Consider the following 20141-nt stretch of genomic DNA (forward strand, 5'->3'; position numbering starts at 1 on the left):
TCAAGTTTTAGTATTATTCTTGTTTCTTTTCAATAGATTTTGTGAGTGCAGAAGAGATAATTCCAGTAGGAATAGCCACAATCCCTAATCCAATCATCAATATACAAAAGGTAAAAACTCTCCCGCCCATTGTAATAGGATACACATCACCATAACCAACTGTTGTCAAAGTAATTATTGCCCACCACAGACTATCAAAAACAGACGCAAAATGTTCTGGTTGCGCTTCGTTTTCAAAATAATAAATTCCTACAGCCGAAAAGTATATTAAGATTAATGTAATAAACAAAAAAAGTAAAATTTCTTCTTTTGCAATTTTCATAGCCTTAGTAAAGTGATCAATAGCTCTATTATAACGAACCAGCTTTAAAATTCTAAAAAGCCTTAAGAAACGAAGTGCTCTCAATGAGCGTAAATCTACCCCAAAAGACATATAAAATGGTAAAATGGCTAAAAAATCTATGATTCCATAAAAACTAAATATAAAGTTCTTTTTATTTTCGGCTACATAGATTCTTAAAACGTATTCAATCGTAAAAACTATTACACAAAACACCTCTATACTTTTTAAAATATACCTTGTTTGTGGTTTTAAGTCAGGAATAGTTTCTATCGAAAATGTAACAACTGAAATTAAAATAAGTGCTTGAATAACAAAAGAAAATAATCGACTTTTATAATTATCATTAATTTCTACTATATTTTTTATTTGCTCTTTCATCTATGAAAAGTATAATATATTTAAAACACTAATTTTACACAAATGTTAGTCGTGTTCTACTAAAAACTGAACCATTTTATCTGGAAAATCGGTAAAAGCACCATCAATATTTGCTTCAAAAAAGAGTACTTGCATCATTTCGTCAAAAGAAGAAAACTCCTCTAACTGATCAGCTCTAAACGTATATGGGTGTACTTTTAAGCCTAATTTATGAGCATCTTCAACCAAGGTTGTGAACTGCCACTTCCCGTCTACTTTTTTATCTAATATTTGTTTGTACCAAGGCCCTAATCCGTCTGCATAGGTTGCAAAGTGTGATAATTGTTTCGTCTCCTCAGGAAACTCAATTAATTGCACTAAAAATAAGTCTGATTGTAATTCAGTACGCACTCGCTCTAACTCTTTTGCATCAAAACACTGAAACATACATTTATCTTTCTTTGTTTTATATCCGTATTCAGAAAGAATATCTAAAGTGATTTTAGCAATATCCTTCCCATTTTCATGATGAAATCTTGGATTCTTTATTTCAGGGTAAATCCCGATATTTTTTCCAGTAGAAGCATTTAATCCCTGAATCAATTCTATTTCTTGTTGTAAAGAATGAAGTTTAAAATTTCCTTTCCCTTTCGGAAATCGATTCGGGTACACTTGCTCTCCCGTCTTCGTATTGAAACGTTCTGTAACATTTAGTTGCTGCAATTCATCAAAAGTAAAATCAATCACATAAAAACGTCCATCTTCTCTTTTTCTTTCAGGAAATTTTTGGGCAACATCTGTAACATCATCCAACTCAATATCATGAATTACAATAGGAACATCATCTTTACTCAACACAAGGTCTTGTTCAATATAATCAGGATTCATTGCATAGGCCATTGCTTTGGCTTCCATAGTATGTTCAGGTAAATATCCTGAAGCTCCTCGATGTGCTATAACTGTTTTTGTATTCATATTTTTTGTTTTTTTTACAGGTGTACATCCGAAGAAAATACTAAAAAAAAGAAAGGTACAAATTCGTTTCATTGGTTATAAATAGACTTGAACGGTTAAAGCTATCATTGTAAAAACAGTTAAAATAATTACTAACGGAATTACAAATTTTAACCATTTATCGTATCCTACTTTTACTATGGCCAACGAAGCTAAAATTAACCCTGTAGGATTGATAAAAGCAAACAGACCCATTCCATATTGATAAGCATTTACAATTACTTCTCTACCTACTCCAACCGTATCTGCCAAAGGCGACATAATTGGCATCGTTAACACCGCCATTCCTGATGAACTCGGAATAAAAAATGATAGTCCTGAGTAAACAAAAAGCATCACATTTGTGAAAATTCCTTTGGACATTCCTGTGGTAAACTCACTTGCATGTTGTAAGATGGTGTCACTTATCAATCCTTGCTCCATTAACACCGAAACACCACGAGCAATACCAATAATAAAAGCTACTCCTAATAAATCGTTTGCTCCTTTTATAAAAGTAGTTACAAAGTTTTCTTCCTTCATTTTGGCTAAGAAACCAATTAAAATAGCTCCGATTAAAAATACCACTGTCATTTCTTCAAACCACCATCCTAAACGAGAAACTCCGTAAATCATAATCACAAAGCACATTGCAAAAACAGTTAATATGATACGTAATCTTCCTGTTAATCTGTGTGTATTTGATGTTGAGCTCCCAAAAAGACCTTCTATCATTTCTTTTTGATCATAAATAATTGATTTTGTTGGGTCTTTTTGAACCTTGTTCGCATAACGCAAAATATAAATCACACAAATAATTATTCCTCCGATTAACATTATTAACCTTCCTGTAAAACCTGTTGTCCAGTTAATTCCAGCTGCATCTGAAGCTATAATCACACTAAACGGGTTTACTGTTGAGCACATAGTACCAATTGAAGAACCAATATACACACAAGCTAAAGCTACAATTGCATCATATTTTGCTGCTAAAAATATCGGAATTAGAATTGGATAAAAAGCAATGGTTTCTTCAGCTAACCCAAAAGTTGTTCCTCCAACAGCAATTAAAGTAGTTACTACAAAAATTAACCAATATTCTTTTCCCTTCAGTGTTTTTGCTAACCACGAAATACCTGCGTCAAAAGCTCCGGTGAAGTTCATTATTCCTATAATACCTCCTAAAATTAATACAAACAAGATAATATCTGAAGATTGAATAATTCCTTTTATTGGTGATTTAAAAAAATCTAAAAACCCTTGAGGCTTTGGATCTAATTGAGTGTAAGTTCCGGGTACACTAATTGGTTTCGCAATATCTCCATTCGTGAATTTTTCTAACGGAATTTTAATTCCTAAGCCCTCTAAAGTTTCTTGATTCACTGGTATTGTTTTTTCTTCTTCTAAATGTTTATAAACAAAAGAGTTTCCAGCTTCTTGATACTGCAAAGTATCGTACTTACCCGCAGGTATAAACCATGTTAAAATAGCTACAAAACCTGCTATGAGTAATAAAATAGTATGTGGTGTTGGGAATTTAATATTTTTCAATGTGCACTGTTTTATTTGAGCTGTTAAAAATATAAAAAAAGCCAAGAGCTTAATATCTCTTGGCTTTATAATAATTATAAATAATTATTGAGAACGTCTTTTTTGAAGACTTTGGTTTTTTTCTAGTTTAACATAGAAGCTCTTGCACCACCTGAAGCAAATAAAGCTCTCATTCTGTTACGTTGACCATCAGTAAACATGTACATACAAGCATCGTTAGTATAATCCATGTAGTTCATAGTCATATCAGCAGTTTGACAACTAACATCAGGATATGTTGGACATCCATAGTTTGAAGCATCAGAAGATGGAGTATCAGCTACGAAATCGTCTTGACGACATCTTCCGTCTCCCCAAATGTGACGTAAGTTTAAGTAGTGCCCAACCTCATGCGTTGCAGTTCTACCCATGTTATATGGAGCAGAAGAACCTCCTGGTAAGCTTCCTGCTAATAACACAACTCCATCAGTAGCAGAGTTACCTCCTGGGAATTGCGCATATCCTAAGATACCTCCACCTATTTCACATACCCAAATGTTTAAGTGAGTTGAAGGAGTAATTGGAGGATAAGCAGCCTTTACAGCATCGTTAGTTCCCCAAGAAGACTTAGGATCATCATGTCTAAAAGTACCTGCTAATGTAAATTGAATTCCTGTATTTGTTGCATCATTAATAAAATCAGTAGCTCCTGAAGGTAGTTGATTTGTATTTGTACTACTAAAATCATCATTCAACACATTCATTTGTGCTTGAATTTGAGAATTTGTAACACTATTTGAGTTTGGTAAAACAACGTGTACGTATACAGGAATGTTAATAGTACCTAATCCATCTTCGATTGGTAATACATCTACATCGCTACTTCCTGATCCGCCACCTCCTGGCTTACCTTTAGCTGTTGTTAACTTTCTTGTAGCATACTCAATATCATACATTTTCTTGTATAATCCTGGGTTCTCTTTCACTTGTCTGTTTAAAACTCTCATTGAGTGACATTGCTCACTTCCTCCTTTATGAGAAACTTCTTCAGTTTCTACATAGAAATCGCTCATGTCGATTGCTTCTTGATTAGGTACAGCATCGTCTTTTGAGTTTTCCTGACATCCTACTAGTACAGATGCAGCTACAGCTAGTGTTAAAAAAATTCTTTTCATGTTGTGAAAAATTAAAAAAATTAGTTATACAAAAATGCCCCTACGGCATTAATTCTGTTAAAAAAACATAACAAACAAGAATTACATAATTTAAAGTGTTAAATACTTGTTTTATTAATAATATTTTGAAGGGTTTCTTTAACGATGTGCAATATATGATTTTTTTTCAATGCTAAAAAAAAGTTAAAAAAAAGTTAATTTCTTAGGTTTTATCACTTTGGAACATACATTTTTTAACATTATTTAAATGTTAAAATTTAACAACAACAAAGAAAAAACATCAATTTTAAACAATTTAAATCGTGAATATGGCATTTTTAAGAACTAGAAGATATATTTTCTACAATAAAATACATGAATTTAAAATCATCCAAAAAACATATATTTACATTCAGTTATTAAAAAATAATTATGGAAAACTCATTTGAACCAAAAGTGCTTGTAGCACACGTTTCAGAAGCTGACAGAATAGCTTTTTACAAAAAGACATACACACACGTTGCTGGTGGTGTATTATTATTCGTTTTATTTGAATATTTATTTTTACAAAGTGCCACAATTGTTGAATTCGCCTTATCAATGACCCAAGGTTACAAGTGGCTATTATTACTTGGTGGTTTTATGTTAGTTACTAGCTACGCTGAAAGTACCGCTTTAAAAACTTCGGATAAAAACTTGCAATACTTAGCCTATTCAGGGTATGTTTTTGCCCAAGCTTTTATTTTTATACCCTTAATTTACATTGCTATTTCTTATACCAACAACTTTGATATAATAAAACAGGCAGGAATTGTAACACTTGCATTATTTGTTGGAATATCTTCAATTGTATTTATCACAAAAAAGGATTTTTCTTTTATCAGAGCAGGATTGTCTGTTGGATTTTTTATTGCAATAGGATTAATTATTGCTGGAGTTTTATTCGGCTTTAACTTAGGATTATGGTTTTCAGTTGGAATGTGTGTATTAGCAGCTGGTTCTATTTTGTATCAAACATCTAACTTAGTTCATAAATTCTCTACAGATGATTACATTCCTGCTGCACTAGGACTATTTGCTTCTTTGATGCTATTATTCTGGTATGTATTACAAATATTTATGTCAAGAGATTAATAAGAAACTATTATACTAAAAAAGCCTCCATTCGGAGGCTTTTTTTATTCTTATCTAAATTAAGTTCCTTTTAACTTAACATCATCTGTGCTTTCTTAACAGCACTTACCAATACATCAACTTCTTCTTTAGTATTATAAAAAGAAAAAGAAGCTCGTACTGTTCCTGGAATACAATAAAAATCCATAATAGGTTGTGCACAATGGTGTCCTGTACGAACCGCTACTCCTAGTTTATCTAAAATTGCACCAACATCATACGGATGGATTCCTTCTAAATTAAAAGATATTACTGATGTTTTATTAGAAGTACCATAAATTTTCAATCCATCTATTTTTTCTAACTCTTGCGTTGCATACGATAACAATTCGTTTTCTTGCTCTTCAATAGAATCAAAACCAACTGAATTCATATAATCAATAGCAACTCCAAAAGCTATTCCTCCACAAATATTAGGTGTTCCAGCTTCGAATTTATGAGGCAATCCAGCGTAGGTAGTTTTTTCAAATGTTACAGTTTCAATCATTTCTCCTCCTCCTTGGTATGGCGGTAATAACTGTAACAATTCTTCTTTTCCATATAACATTCCAACACCTGTTGGTCCACACATTTTATGAGCCGAAGCCACATAAAAATCAGCATCTAATGCTTGAACATCTGGTTTTATGTGAGGTACTGCTTGTGCACCATCAATCAACACATAAGCGCCAAATTTATGAGCAGCGTGGATAATTTCTTTTACAGGATTAATTGTTCCCAATGCATTCGACACGTGGTTACAAAAAACTAATTTTGTTTTTGAATTCAATAATTCATGATAAATATCCATTCGTAGCGAACCATCTTCATCCATCGGAATTACTTTTAAAACAGCTCCTGTTTTTTCACATAACATTTGCCAAGGCACAATGTTAGAATGATGCTCTAAAGCAGATACAATAATCTCATCACCTCCTTGTAAAATAGATGCAAAACCTGATGCTACAATATTAACCCCATGTGTTGTTCCTGAAGTTAATATAATCTCATAAGAATGCTTCGCATTGAAATGTTTTTGAATCTTAATTCTAGCTTCCTCATACTTGTCAGTTGCTTCCTGACTTAATGTATGTACACCTCTATGAATATTTGCATTGTAATTAGAATAATAATCAACAATAGCATCAATTACTACCTGAGGTGTTTGCGAAGTTGCTCCGTTATCTAAATACACTAATTTTCTCCCATGTACTTCTCTATTTAAAATAGGAAAATCAGCTCGAATTTTATCTATACTAAACATGTAAAATATCAAATTTAGCACAAAGGTAGGGCTTGCGTTTCAAATACAAACATCAAACAATTAAATTCTTACATTTGCTAGAAACCTCTCACATGAAAAATTTTAAAAGAATACTTTTACTCGTTGTAATAGCCTTAGCTATTACGATTTATTACAACTATCCAAAGTTAAATATCCTTGCAGGATACTCTGCCAAAAACACTGCTTCATCAGTTTTTCTTGCCGGAAGAAGTTTAGAATTCACCGATGCAAACGACAATAATTTTTCACCTATCAACGTAACTTCTGATGAAATTAATGTTGAAGAAAAATCAGCTACAGGTTCAGTATACGGTTTACTAAAAAGAAAGGCTGTATACAGAGAAGGACTTGGTGCTGTTTTAGTTACAGATGATTTTGACATCACCAAACCTCAACTCACTCCAAAACGTTCTAAACCAGACAATACAACTCCATTTCCTTACGGAAATGCAGATCATAAAGACACTATTTTCGCTAACATTGATTATACAAAACTAAATGAGACTATTGATACTATTTTTAATGATAGAAATCAAACACGTTCAGTAATAGTGGTATATAAAAACAAAATTATTGCTGAAAAATACGATACTGGTTTTACCAAAGAATCGAAGCAACTAGGTTGGTCTATGACCAAAAGTATTACGGGTACTTTGTTCGGAATTTTAAAATGTCAAGGAAAAGTTGATGTTCAAGAAAACAACTTGTTTTCTGAATGGGAAAACGACAATCGTAAAAATATTACAATTCATAATTTGTTACAAATGAATTCTGGTTTAGAATGGGAAGAGGATTACAATACCATTTCTGACGTTACAAAAATGTTGTTTTTAGAAAAAGACATGACTAAAACACAAGTGCGAAAGCCTTTAATAGGGAAACCCAATGAAACTTGGAATTATTCTTCAGGAACCTCTAACGTGCTTTCTGGTATTTTACGAACAAAATTCGACACACACCAAGAGTATCTTGATTTTTGGTATACCGGTTTAATTGATAAAATTGGCATGAACTCTATGATTGTAGAAACCGACATGAGCAATCACTTCGTAGGCTCTTCTTACGCTTGGGCAACTGCAAGAGATTGGGCTAAACTAGGCTTATTATACCTACATAATGGAGAGTGGAACGGAGAACATTTGTTTGACAAAGACTGGGTTAACTACGCCACGACACCTACTCCAACTTCAAACGGAGAATATGGCACTCAAATTTGGTTAAATGCTGGAGGAAAATATCCTGATGTTCCTAAAAATATGTATTCTTTTAATGGTTATAAAGGTCAAAATGTATTTATTTTGCCAGATCAAGATTTGGTTGTCGTTCGTACAGGGCTTACCAAAAATGCAGATGTAAATACCTTATTAAAAGGAATTATAAATTCTATTAAACATTAAAACATGAATCCTTTTTATTATGTGCTTTCTATAAATGGAGTACTTCTTTTGTTCAGTGTTGTTTTTCATTTTTTCCCTCCGAAAAAAATCAATGCGATTTACGGTTATCGTACTAACAAAACCATGAAAAATGACACTATTTGGCAATTCGCTAATGCGTTTTTTACTAAGGAGTTTATGAAATATTCGGCAATTTCGTTAGTTGCAGCTTTAATTTTAGCGTACCTATCAAAAGAATTAACATGGCAACCTATGGCAATTATGTTATTGTCGTTAGCGGTATCTGTAATTAAAACAGAACAAGAGATTAACAAAAATTTTGATGAAGACGGAAACAAAAAATAAAAACTTATTTCCACTATAAAGAAAAGCCCTTGATGTTTAGCTAAACATCAAGGGCTTTTCTTTATATAAGTATTTCTAGAATTTACTATTTATACTCTTCTTTTAACAGAGTAATATCATCTATTATTTTTTGCATGTTTTCTTTTTTTGTTCCATCATACGAACCTCTAATACGACCTTCTTTATCTATTAACACAAAGTTTTCGGTGTGAACCCAATCACTCTCTCCTCCATCGCCTTCATCTAACACTGCAAAATAATGTTTACGTGCTAAATTATAAATATGCTTTTTTTCACCTGTGGTTACATTCCATTTCCCATCAATCACTCCTTTTTCAGTAGCATATTTTCGTAATTGTGGTACACTATCCATAACTGGAGTAACAGAATGCGATAAAAACATAATATCATCATCATTCTTATAATGCTCTTGCAACTCACTCATATTATATGCCATCGCAATACATATTGTTTGGCAACGTGTAAAAAAGAAATCTGCTATATATATTTTATCTTTATAATCAGCATTGGTAATGGTATCTCCATTTTGATTTATCAATTTAAAATCTCCTACTTTATGGTTTTTGGTTCTATTTCTTACAGAAGCATCAACTAGTTTTGGATTGATATCTGCCGGATTATAAATAGGTAATTTTGTATCAACCTTTACTAAATGATAAAATACAGGAACTCCAATAGCACTAAAAATAAGTATAAAAATTAAGGTGCTTTTTGATTTTTTAAAGAATTTAACATCCACAGTACTAAAATTTTCAACAAAAATACGACTAAAAATACAGGCTTTAATGCAGCAACACTAAAAAGTTTGTTAAAACAAAAGCGCAAGTCAATTACAAACTTTTAGAACTGTACTTAAAAACGTACATTTGTCAGATTTTAAATTTAGACGAACACCATTTATGGAAATTTTAATAAAAGCATCACAATTTATTTTAAGCTTATCGCTCCTAATTGTTTTACATGAATTAGGACATTTTATTCCTGCTAAATTATTTAAAACCCGTGTAGAGAAGTTTTACCTATTCTTCGATTATAAATTCTCATTATTTAAAAAGAAAGTTGGAGAAACGGTATACGGTATTGGTTGGATTCCGTTAGGAGGTTATGTTAAAATTGCAGGTATGATAGACGAAAGTATGGATACCGAACAAATGCAAAAACCTGCTCAACCATGGGAGTTTCGTTCTAAACCTGCATGGCAACGTTTAATTATTATGCTAGGTGGGGTTATTGTAAACTTTATACTAGGTATTTTAATTTACATCTGTTTAATGTGGGCGTATGGTGAAAAATACCTTCCGAATGATAGCTTAAAAGATGGTGTTTGGGTACAAGATCAATTAGGTAAAGACTTAGGTTTAGAAACGGGAGATAAAATCTTAACAATTGACGGACAAAAAATTGAGAAATTTGGAGAACTTCCTTTAGGATTTATTAATGGTCATAATTATACGATAGAAAGAAACGGAACTGTTCTTGAAAAAGAAATTCCAACAGATTTTATCTCAAAATTAGTTGACAGAGGTAAAGATGCTGGTGCTTTTATAAGTTATAGACAACCTTTTGTAATTGCTCAAGTTCCAGAAGATTCTCCTAACAGTAAAAGTGGTTTACAAAAAAAAGATATTGTAACTTCTATTAATGGAACACCAATAACCTATTTTGATCAGGCTCAAATTGAATTAGACAAAAACAAAGGTCAAGAAATAAATATTACCGTTAAAAGAAACAACCAAAACGTAACTCTTCCTGTAAAAGTAACTGAAGAGGCAAAATTAGGTGTTGGTATAGCTGGTTTGTCTTTACCAGATTTAGAAAGATTAGGGTATTACACTTTAGCTGAAAGAAGTTATTCTTTTGGAGAAGCTATTCCTGCAGGAACAAACAAAGCTTGGACAACCTTAACCAACTATATTAAGCAAATGAAAAAGATTTTAAATCCGAGTACAGGTGCTTATAAAGGTTTAGGTGGGTTTATTTCTATCGGAAGTATATTCCCTTCAGAATTTAGCTGGGAAACATTCTGGAATATTACAGCGTTTTTATCAATCATGTTAGGATTCATGAATTTATTACCTATTCCTGCTTTAGATGGTGGTCACGTAGTATTTACTTTATGGGAAATGATTACGGGTAAAAAACCAGGAGACAAATTCTTAGAGTATGCTCAAATCACAGGGTTTATCTTATTAATAGCATTATTACTATTTGCTAACGGAAACGATATATTTAGGTTGTTTAAGTAAACCTTATAAATAATACAAACTAAAAAAAGCATCGTACTACTTGAGTACGATGCTTTTTTATTTATGTTATATTTTAACTTCGCTTGATTACTTATTTAAGTTTTCAGCTGCACGACGCTCTAACTCTGCTTGAAACTCTTCCATAACTGGTTTTACAGTGCTTTCTGGTATATCAGCTACCTTTATATACATTAATCCATCAATCGCATTATTAAACTTCGGATCTACATTAAAAGCAACTAAACGTGCATTTTGCTTTACGTACTTCTTTATTAAAACAGGAATACGTAATTCTCCTGGTTCAAGTTCATCAATCAATTTATCGAACTTTTGCATATCAGCTTCAGTAGCATCAAAAACAAAGTCTTTATCAGCATCTTTCAACTTCACCTTAAATTCTTTCTTCGGATGAATGTATTGTGCCACATACGGATCGTAGTAATGTGACTTCATGAACTCAATCATCAGCGATTTTGAAAACTCAGAAAACTGGTTACTAATACTTACTCCTCCCATTAAATATTTATGTTCTGGGTAACGTAACGTAACGTGTACTATACCTTTCCATAATAAGAATAATGGCATTGGTTTTTGTTGATACTCTTTAATGATAAAAGCACGCCCCATTTCGATGGTTTTTTCCATCATTGGGTACAACTCTGGTTCAATTCTAAACAATGTGTGAATGTAAAAACCATTTACACCATGCTTTTTAAAGATATCTTTTCCTAAGCCCATTCTATAAGCTCCAACCAACTTCTTTTGTTCGTTATCCCACAAAAATAAATGGTGATAGTATTTATCAAACCTATCTAAATCAATTGGCTTGTTAGTTCCTTCTCCAACCTCTCTAAAGGTAATTTCGCGTAAACGACCTACTTCATGTAAAATATTAGGAATCTCTTTTGCTGTTGCAAAAAACACTTCATAGTTTTTACTTTCTAACAACCTGCTTCCTTTCTCACGCAAAGCATCTACTTCTTTTATAAATAGCTCTGGCGACTTTTGAGAAGTAATATTTTTAGCTTTCTTCGGAATTTTAAGGTTTTGTGTTGATAAAATCTTTTGAGAAGCTTTCTCATATGGATTCGCCAACATGTACGTTTTTCTACGTAAAAACTGATAAAACTCTGGAATTTCAGGATAAGCATCTTGGTCTTTTACTGATATTGGCTTACCAATCCTTACTTTTATAACTCTATTTTTTTGAGATAGTAATTCCGATGGAAGCTTTGCTGTTCTTAAGGTATCACTAATTTTAGATAGCGTATAAAACAACTGACTGTTTTTAGCATGAAAATAAATAGGAATTACCGGTACCTTCGCTTTTTTTATCAAACGAACAGCTCCTTGCTCCCATTCTTTATCTACCATTAATTTTCCATCACGATATGTAGATACTTCCCCTGCAGGAAAAAGCCCTAAAGGTTTTCCTTCTTTTAAATGCAGTAAAGCATTTTTAATTCCAGCAACACTCGATTTTGCATCCTTATGATTTTCAAAAGGATTTACTGGCATTACATAAGGCTTTAACGGCTCTATTCTGTGTAGCAAAAAGTTGGCGATTATCTTATAATCATCTCTATGCTCTAATAAAAGCTTTAATAACAAGATACCATCTATTCCTCCTAACGGATGATTAGAAATGGTTATAAACGGTCCTTCTTTTGGAATACGTTTTAAATCTTCTTCAGGAATTTCAAACTCTATCTGAAACTCATCAAGCAAACCATTTAAAAAAGGTAAATCTTTTTTATGCTTGTGCTTGTTATAAACTTCATTAGCTTTTGAAATTCGTAGAACTTTCATCAGCAACCATCCTGAAAACGTTCCGAAAACCCCGAACTTATCAGCCCCTATTGCTTTTGCAACTTCTTTAGGTGTTACTAATCCCATACACAGTTATCAATTGACATAACTGCAAATATAAATCATTTTTTGCTAGCTTTAAACGTTTTCTTGAATCACTAATTGCGCCGTTTCTGTATTAATCTGTCGAATGATAGATTTTCCTCGCTTTCTAATAGTTTCTATCGCTTCATCATCGAAATGACGGATGGTAAACAACGTTGTATCTTCGTAAGCTTTAATCTTATACGCTCCTTTTAAATCATTATAAAAATCTTTAAAATGGTTGTACTTGTCTTCAATACAAACAGAAAAACTAATAGCAGAATTTTGAATTAAGTTTACTTTTAATTTGTATTCGTGTAATTTTTTAAAAACATCACTGATATTATCTTCTACCATAAATGAAAAATCTTTTGCAGAGATTGCTACTAAAATTTGATTTTTCTTTACGATAAAACAAGGAACTTCTGGTGTTATTTTTTTCCCTCTTCCAACACACGTTCCAGATTTTGTAACATCTTCAAAAGAACGCACATACAGCGGAATGTTTTTTTGTTCTAAAGGCTGAATTGTTTTTGGGTGAATTACCGATGCTCCGTAAAACGCCATTTCAATAGCTTCTGTATACGAGATTTCTTTTAACAAAGCTGTTTCCGAAAACACTCTAGGATCAGCATTCAACACCCCTTCTACATCTTTCCAAATAGTAACACTATCAGCATCCAAACAATAGGCAAAAATACCTGCGGTATAATCGGAACCTTCTCTACCCAGCGTTGTTGTTTGTTCTCCAAAACCTCCTAAGAATCCTTGGGTTATATTCAATTGAGAAGTATCAACTTTATCTTGAATTTGTTGTTGAGTTTTCTCCCAATCAATCTTAGCATCACGGTAATTACCATCAGTCTTAATTAATTCTCTTACATCTAACCATTGATTGTTAACTCCTATTTCAGACAAATATGCACTTACAATAGTTGTTGATAATAATTCACCAAAACCAACCATTTGGTCATATACAAAATTGTAATCTTTAGAAGTATTTCGCACCATAAATCCACTCAGCTCGCCAAATAAATGATTTACCTTGTGGTATATCTCGTGATTTGGAGTGAATAAATCATTCATCATTTGTTGATGGAAGTTCTCAATAAAACTTAAAGCTTCTTCAAAATCTTCCTTCTTATAAAAATAACCATCGACCAAACGTTCAAAAGCATTGGTCATTTTTCCCATGGCAGAAATTACTACTAACGTATTTTCTATTCCTTCATGTCGCAATACTTTTGCAACATTTTTCACTCCACTCGCATCTTTTACTGATGCTCCTCCAAACTTAAATATTCTCATTACAAAATTGTTGTAAGTTTTGTTCATTCATATGGCATACTCTCCACTCTTCATACACTGTTGCTCCAGTACCTCTATAAAAATCTACAGCACCTGTATTCCAATCTAAGACTTCCCAAGCTACTCTTTTGCATCCATTTTCATAGGCATACTTTAGTACAGAAGTGTACAGTGCTTTTCCTGCTCCAATACCTCTTTTAGATTGTGTTACCATTAAATCTTCTAGGTGAATTGCCTTTCCTTTCCATGTAGAATAACGCTCATAAAACAAAGCCATTCCTATAATTTTATCATCCTCTTCTGCCACAAAGGTTTTAAACTTTGGCGCATCTGAAAAACCATCTTTTACGATATCTTCAACTGTAACTTCAACCGCATCTGGTTCTTTTTCAAAAACAGCTAGCTCCACTATTAAATCTAAAATAGCTTGTGCGTCTTTCTGTTCTCCTACTCTAATAATAAAACTCATTTCTTAATTTTTGGGTAAAGATACTTTTCTTAAAATATTCTATTAAAACAAATAAAAAATTAAAACACATCATATTTTTTTGTTGAATTTTCCATTCTAACTGTTTTTACAAGAATTTTTAAATTCTAAGATATAAAAAAAGCAACCTTTAAAGGTTGCTTTTTATTTTATCATTAATTAGCTTTTATTTTGATGCTTGATCCCCCTCACAGTTGGTTAATTCTTCACAAAACTTTAGTAAACTTTCTTCTGTGTTTTTATACGACTTTTCTCCTGCTTTCTTTGCAACAGCAGGACAGTCTTTAGCTATTTTGACTAAGTTTTTATCAAACCCAAATACAAAGCTCATTCCTGAAGTAGACACTCCTTTTTCACTACCAGCGGGAAGAATTACTAATTCTGTATCATTAAATTTATATAATCCTATTTTGTCTGATTCGAAAAGCACTTTACATAATTTACCTGAACTTGAAATTTTAACAGCTCCTGATTTAGCAGCCGATTCCTTAAAATTGATGTTTTTATATCGAGTTCCATCAATAAATAAAACTTCTTTACAGTCACTAGCATTTTTAGTTAATACACCCACTAACTCTCCTTTACCATCTAACTGAACTGTTTTAATTGTATGACCTATTTTTGAGATGTCATTATTGTTAATATTAAGAAGAAGTGTATCGTTTTTAGCAGAAACTAAATAGGCTTTTTGTAACTCTAAACTTATTTCATTTTCTTTTGATTGTTCTTCTACAACAACCTCTTCTTCCTCTACCACATCATTTCTAAGGTCTTCTGTAAGTACTTTCATATGACGAGAGCTCATTTGATTACGCTTTAACGTTTCAATAAGATCCTCTGCTGTTCTTATAAAACCTTTACCATCAGACTTATCGTAATCGTTATCTATTATTTTCTGAGCATACTCTTTTACCTTTTCAGGCATGTCTAAATAGTAATAAATCTTAGCTATATTATAATAACTGGCATATCTTACCTTTCTTAGTTTACGTTTGTTTCCTTCAAATCTTGGAACAACATCATTAAAATAAGCAATTATAGGCTCTAGTTCTTTTGCCATTTCATCAGTTGGCTCATCATACTTCATTTTAGCAAAGATTTCTTTTACCTTTTGATATGCTTCATGATGTTTTGCATATTCAGGATGCTTTTTTGAACCTAAAATCCATAAGAACTCATTTTGATTGGTATAAGGAACATAACCATATTTACTATTAAGATAATACCTTACACTATTTTTAATCAGAGATTTATGCTTAGATGCATGATTGTTTTTTATATCATATTTATTTAAAGCATAATGTCTTTCAGCTTTATAATAGCTGGAAAACTCATCGCTTGTATAATCTGAACTTTCTTGAAAGGCTTTTTCATTACTTTCTTTTGTTAAAGCATTAATAACTGTAATTCCTGCACTTGATGTAAAACTTGCTTTAGCTTTATAAGTATACCAAGTAGATGTTACATTTCCATCTTTATCTTTCTTTTCGTGCTTAATTTTATCAATCTTTACATTTCTTACAGTTGTTCCACTAAAATTATAGTTAACATCTAGTATACCTGGATAATTTACTCTTGAAAATCCTTCAATTGAAACACCTCTAAGGTTAATAGAATATGTTCTTTTATCATTTTCTAAAATCGGGGTGCTCGGAAGTTTTACATAAGAAACATTAAAATATTCTCTATCTAAATCGGCACTTTGAGAAAAAGAATTAGCGTATGATAAGAACGCTACAAGGAGTAGTAATTTTTTCATATAAATTTTTAAGATTTTTTTAACAGTTGCGAATATATAAAAACATTTTTTACTTAATAAAAAAAACTATTATTTAAAAAATAAATATTCAAAATCGTTGTAGTTACTCTAAAAAGTTGGCATCTTTGTACACACAACACAAACATTTAACATGAATAATAGACATATGACTCTTGGTGAGTTCATCATCAGTAAACAAAAGGATTTCAAGTATTCTTCTGGTGAATTATCTCGTTTAATAAACTCTATTCGCCTTGCTGCCAAAGTGGTGAATCACGAAATTAGAAAAGCAGGATTGGTAGACATTACTGGAGCTGCTGGAGATATTAATGTACAAGGTGAGGCGCAGCAAAAACTAGATGTTTTAGCTAATGATTTATTCAAACAAACACTAATTAACCGTGAAATTGTTTGTGGTATTGCCAGTGAAGAGGAAGACGACTTTGTAATTGTTGAAGGAAACAATAAAGCCAACGAAAATAAATATGTTTTATTAATGGATCCATTAGACGGATCATCTAACATTGATGTAAACGTATCTGTTGGAACTATTTTTTCTATTTACAGAAGAATTTCTCCTGTAGGAACTCCAGTTACTAAAGAAGACTTCTTACAAAAAGGTAGCGAGCAAGTAGCTGCTGGTTATGTAGCTTACGGAACTTCAACTATGTTAGTTTTTACAACTGGTAATGGTGTTAACGGATTCACTTTAAATCCAGCTATCGGAACTTTTTACTTATCACACCCAAACATGCAATTCCCTGAGATTGGTAGAATTTACTCAGTAAGTGAAGGATATTTCACCCATTTCCAAGAAGGAATGAAACGTTTCTTAATTCACTGTAAAGAATTAAACGAGGCTGATAACCGTCCGTATACTGCACGCTATATTGGATCGTTAGTGTCAGACTTCCATAGAAATATGATTAAAGGTGGTGTATATATTTACCCTGCTACAGCCATCACTCCTAAAGGAAAATTACGTTTATTATACGAATGTAATCCTATGGCTTTTATTTGTGAACAAGCTGGTGGTAAAGCTTCTGACGGATTTACACGTATCATGGACATTAAACCAACCGAGCTACATCAACGTGTTCCTTTTTACTGCGGAAGTATACAAATGGTAGAAAAAGCAGAAGAATTTATGAGTGAATTTTCTGCTGATGATAAACCAAACTATTAATCGTGGTAAAATGGCTTGTAATATTAATCTGTTTAATATTAGCAATAGGTTCTTTTTTTAAAGATAAAAACCTAGGCTATTAACATACATGACACGTATTTTGTTATGAGTTATTGGCATTTAGCTATTATTATTTCAAAAATAATAGGAGTTATTACCTTACTACTATTCATCAAGTCAAAAATTAAATAATAGTTATTATTTATACTTAAATAAATTATCCATAAGGCAAACAGTTGTTTGCCTTATTTTTTTGGGTTAAATTTACATTCAGAAAAACGAAAAATTTAACCTATTTAAAAACAAATAATTATGGCTTTCGAATTACCAGAATTAGGATATGCTTACGACGCTTTAGAACCAAATATAGATGCTAGAACTATGGAAATTCACCATACGAAGCACCACCAAGGATATACAAACAACTTAAATAATGCTATTGCAGGTACTGATTTAGAAGGAAAATCTATCGAAGATATTTTAACTAATTTAGACATGAGTAATGCTGCTGTTCGTAATAACGGTGGTGGTTTTTACAACCACTCTTTATTCTGGACAGTAATGAACCCAGAAGATAGAGGGTATTTAACAGGTGAGTTAAGAGATGCTATTGAAGCTGAGTTCGGATCGAAAGAAGCTTTTATTGATGCTTTCTCTAAAGCAGCTGCTACACAGTTTGGTTCAGGATGGGCTTGGTTATGTGTACACAAAGGAGGTAAAGTAGAAATTTGCTCTACTCCTAATCAAGACAACCCTTTAATGCCTGGTGTTACTTGTGGCGGAACTCCTATTTTAGGATTAGACGTTTGGGAACACGCTTACTACTTAAACTACCAAAACCGTCGTCCTGACTATATTGAGGCTTTCTTTAATGTAGTTAACTGGAACGAAGTAGAAAGAAGATACGCAGAAGCTAAATAATTTTACCTTTTGTACAATAAAAAAACCGGAGTACGTGTACTTCGGTTTTTTTTGTTTTTATTTTTAATAGCCTTTCTACTTTGAAAGCGCTTCTTCTAAATCAGCCAATAAATCGTCTATATCTTCTACCCCAACACTCAAGCGAATTAAAGAATCGGTAATTCCTATTTTTAAACGATCCGCTTCAGGAATAGATGCATGCGTCATCGTTACTGGATGACTTACCAAGCTTTCTACTCCTCCTAGTGATTCTGCTAACGTAAATATTTTAGTATTTTCTAAAAAAGTTAAAGCTGCTTGTTTACTTTCATCTTTCAATCTAAAAGAAACCATACCTCCAAAATCATCCATTTGCTTTTTGGCTATTTCATGATTTGGATGATTTTCTAATCCCGGATAAAACACCTCTCCTACTTTTGGATGTTCTGATAAATATTTAGCTACTGCTTTTCCATTTTCACAATGACGTTGCATGCGTAAATGCAAGGTTTTTACTCCACGAAGTGCTAAAAACGAATCCATAGGTCCTGCAATAGCTCCTGCAGCAAACTGAATAAAGTGTAATTGTTCTGCCAACTCAGCATTTTTAGTCATTAAAGCTCCCATCACTAAATCGGAATGCCCTCCTAAATACTTAGTTGCTGAATGCATTACGATATCTACACCCAAATCTAACGGACGCTGTAAATACGGTGTTGCAAAAGTGTTATCTACCGCTACTACAATAGCCGGTTTTTTATTTTTCACTGCTTTGGTTATTTCCTCTATATCCGCAATTTTCATTAACGGATTCGTAGGTGTTTCTATCCAAATTAGTTTTGTTTTTTCTGAAATTGCATTAACTACATTGGCAACTTCATTCATGTCAACATACTGAAATTGCAATCCATATTTTTCAAACATGTTTGTAAACATTCTATATGTCCCCCCATAAATATCATCGCCTGCAATAACCTCATCACCTGGATTTAATGTACGAAGCACACAATCAATAGCCGATAAACCAGAAGAAAAAGCAAATCCGTGTGTTCCATTTTCAAGAGAAGCAAATGCATTTTCTAAGGCGGTACGTGTAGGGTTTGCTGAACGTGAATACGCATAGCCTTTGTTCACTCCCGGACTCGACTGTGCATAAGTTGACGTTTGAAAAATTGGAGGCATTACTGCTCCTGTAGCTTCTTCGTGCTCTTGCCCTCCGTGTATGGCTTTGGTATTAAACTTCATTTACTTGTATTTGCTGTTTTTCTTCAGAGTTAATTCGGTATACAAATAGCCATTATACCAATTTTGTTAAAGTCATGATAATACCTAAATGCATTCCTTCATGTAAATTATTAAATGCAATAGCACTTTCAATAGAATCGATTACAAAACCTGTACTAGTTTCATATTTTTCGTATTCTGTAAAAATTCCTGCTTCAAAATCTTCTTGTAAGGTGTCTGGTAAACCAAGTAATAACTCTTTTACTTCCTCAAATTCTTCTTCGGTAAATTCTTTCGTTGGAAAAGTTCCTTTTCTATACTCTTCAATTAATTCATCTGGAGCTAAACAATTTAATCCTGATAATTTGTAATGTAATAACTGCTGTGTTACAACTAAATGAGCAACATTCCATGCAATATTGTTATTAAACCCTTCTGGAATTGTATGTAATTGCTCTGATGTTAATCCTTCTATTCTTTTTATAACTAATTCTCTTGATCTTTTTAAAACTTCAAATTGTTTGTTCATTTTTCTACTTATTTTAGCTATTTCAAAGATAC

General features: G+C 32.3%; 18 protein-coding genes. 6 read left to right on the plus strand and 12 right to left on the minus strand.

What is annotated here, in order from left to right; all coding sequences use genetic code 11:
- Window positions 1-13: 13 nt before the first annotated feature.
- From N534_RS0105220 to N534_RS0105235, 4 genes are all read right to left on the minus strand, one after another.
- Entirely contained in the window at window positions 14-721 is a 708-nt protein-coding gene (locus N534_RS0105220) for an ion transporter (protein ID WP_028891474.1), read from the minus strand.
- 45 nt (window positions 722-766) lie between these two features.
- The gene (glpQ, locus tag N534_RS0105225; protein ID WP_028891475.1) at window positions 767-1747 is read right to left on the minus strand and encodes a glycerophosphodiester phosphodiesterase; all 981 of its coding nucleotides are present in this window, start codon (window positions 1745-1747) and stop codon (window positions 767-769) included.
- A 3-nt stretch (window positions 1748-1750) separates the two neighbouring features.
- Window positions 1751-3244, minus strand: a complete 1494-nt coding sequence (locus tag N534_RS0105230) for a YfcC family protein (RefSeq protein ID WP_028891476.1) — start codon at window positions 3242-3244, stop codon at window positions 1751-1753.
- A 122-nt stretch (window positions 3245-3366) separates the two neighbouring features.
- Window positions 3367-4398, minus strand: coding sequence for a zinc metalloprotease (locus tag N534_RS0105235; RefSeq protein WP_028891477.1), 1032 nt, complete (start codon window positions 4396-4398; stop codon window positions 3367-3369).
- 411 nt (window positions 4399-4809) lie between these two features.
- Between N534_RS0105235 and N534_RS0105240 the strand changes: the two genes are divergently transcribed.
- Window positions 4810-5511 (plus strand): Bax inhibitor-1 family protein, encoded by a 702-nt coding sequence (locus tag N534_RS0105240; protein ID WP_028891478.1) that lies wholly within the window; start codon window positions 4810-4812, stop codon window positions 5509-5511.
- 70 nt (window positions 5512-5581) lie between these two features.
- Here N534_RS0105240 and N534_RS0105245 read toward each other — a convergent pair whose 3' ends face one another.
- Window positions 5582-6793: an aminotransferase class V-fold PLP-dependent enzyme gene (locus tag N534_RS0105245; RefSeq protein ID WP_028891479.1), complete on the minus strand. Its 1212-nt coding sequence runs from the start codon at window positions 6791-6793 to the stop codon at window positions 5582-5584.
- A gap of 92 nt (window positions 6794-6885) precedes the next feature.
- Between N534_RS0105245 and N534_RS0105250 the strand changes: the two genes are divergently transcribed.
- Both N534_RS0105250 and N534_RS15550 read left to right on the plus strand, forming a co-directional pair.
- Entirely contained in the window at window positions 6886-8211 is a 1326-nt protein-coding gene (locus N534_RS0105250; RefSeq protein ID WP_028891480.1) for a serine hydrolase, read from the plus strand.
- A gap of 3 nt (window positions 8212-8214) precedes the next feature.
- Window positions 8215-8556, plus strand: coding sequence for an SdpI family protein (locus tag N534_RS15550; RefSeq protein WP_028891481.1), 342 nt, complete (start codon window positions 8215-8217; stop codon window positions 8554-8556).
- Between the two features lie 85 nt (window positions 8557-8641).
- Here N534_RS15550 and N534_RS0105260 read toward each other — a convergent pair whose 3' ends face one another.
- A complete protein-coding gene (locus tag N534_RS0105260; protein ID WP_028891482.1) occupies window positions 8642-9316 on the minus strand; it encodes an SCO family protein in 675 nt (224 codons plus the stop codon).
- 160 nt (window positions 9317-9476) lie between these two features.
- Between N534_RS0105260 and rseP the strand changes: the two genes are divergently transcribed.
- Window positions 9477-10823, plus strand: a complete 1347-nt coding sequence (gene rseP, locus N534_RS0105265; protein WP_028891483.1) for an RIP metalloprotease RseP — start codon at window positions 9477-9479, stop codon at window positions 10821-10823.
- Window positions 10824-10910: 87 nt separating this feature from the next.
- Here the strand turns inward: rseP and N534_RS0105270 are convergent, their stop codons facing one another.
- The 4 genes from N534_RS0105270 to N534_RS0105285 form a co-directional block, all read right to left on the minus strand.
- Window positions 10911-12719 carry a lysophospholipid acyltransferase family protein gene (locus N534_RS0105270; protein WP_028891484.1) on the minus strand — a complete coding sequence of 603 codons (1809 nt, stop codon included), beginning with the start codon at window positions 12717-12719 and terminating at the stop codon, window positions 10911-10913.
- 51 nt (window positions 12720-12770) lie between these two features.
- Window positions 12771-14024 carry an aspartate kinase gene (locus N534_RS0105275; protein ID WP_028891485.1) on the minus strand — a complete coding sequence of 418 codons (1254 nt, stop codon included), beginning with the start codon at window positions 14022-14024 and terminating at the stop codon, window positions 12771-12773.
- Window positions 14011-14493 (minus strand): GNAT family N-acetyltransferase, encoded by a 483-nt coding sequence (locus N534_RS0105280; RefSeq protein WP_028891486.1) that lies wholly within the window; start codon window positions 14491-14493, stop codon window positions 14011-14013. The genes N534_RS0105275 and N534_RS0105280 overlap by 14 nt, the downstream gene beginning before the upstream one ends.
- Window positions 14494-14677: 184 nt before the next feature.
- Window positions 14678-16270 (minus strand): hypothetical protein, encoded by a 1593-nt coding sequence (locus N534_RS0105285; protein WP_028891487.1) that lies wholly within the window; start codon window positions 16268-16270, stop codon window positions 14678-14680.
- Between the two features lie 151 nt (window positions 16271-16421).
- Between N534_RS0105285 and fbp the strand changes: the two genes are divergently transcribed.
- Together fbp and N534_RS0105295 are read left to right on the plus strand one after the other, a co-directional pair.
- On the plus strand, window positions 16422-17456 hold the full coding sequence (fbp, locus tag N534_RS0105290) for a class 1 fructose-bisphosphatase (RefSeq protein ID WP_028891488.1): 1035 nt from the start codon (window positions 16422-16424) through the stop codon (window positions 17454-17456).
- 312 nt (window positions 17457-17768) lie between these two features.
- Entirely contained in the window at window positions 17769-18377 is a 609-nt protein-coding gene (locus N534_RS0105295; RefSeq protein ID WP_028891489.1) for a superoxide dismutase, read from the plus strand.
- A gap of 75 nt (window positions 18378-18452) precedes the next feature.
- Here the strand turns inward: N534_RS0105295 and N534_RS0105300 are convergent, their stop codons facing one another.
- Together N534_RS0105300 and N534_RS0105305 are read right to left on the minus strand one after the other, a co-directional pair.
- On the minus strand, window positions 18453-19601 hold the full coding sequence (locus N534_RS0105300) for a cystathionine gamma-synthase (protein ID WP_028891490.1): 1149 nt from the start codon (window positions 19599-19601) through the stop codon (window positions 18453-18455).
- Window positions 19602-19653: 52 nt separating this feature from the next.
- Window positions 19654-20109, minus strand: coding sequence for a DinB family protein (locus N534_RS0105305; RefSeq protein WP_028891491.1), 456 nt, complete (start codon window positions 20107-20109; stop codon window positions 19654-19656).
- Window positions 20110-20141: the final 32 nt, after the last annotated feature.

Origin of the sequence: Tenacibaculum sp. 47A_GOM-205m (assembly GCF_000518405.1) — a bacterium.
Taxonomy (GTDB): domain Bacteria; phylum Bacteroidota; class Bacteroidia; order Flavobacteriales; family Flavobacteriaceae; genus Polaribacter; species Polaribacter lutimaris.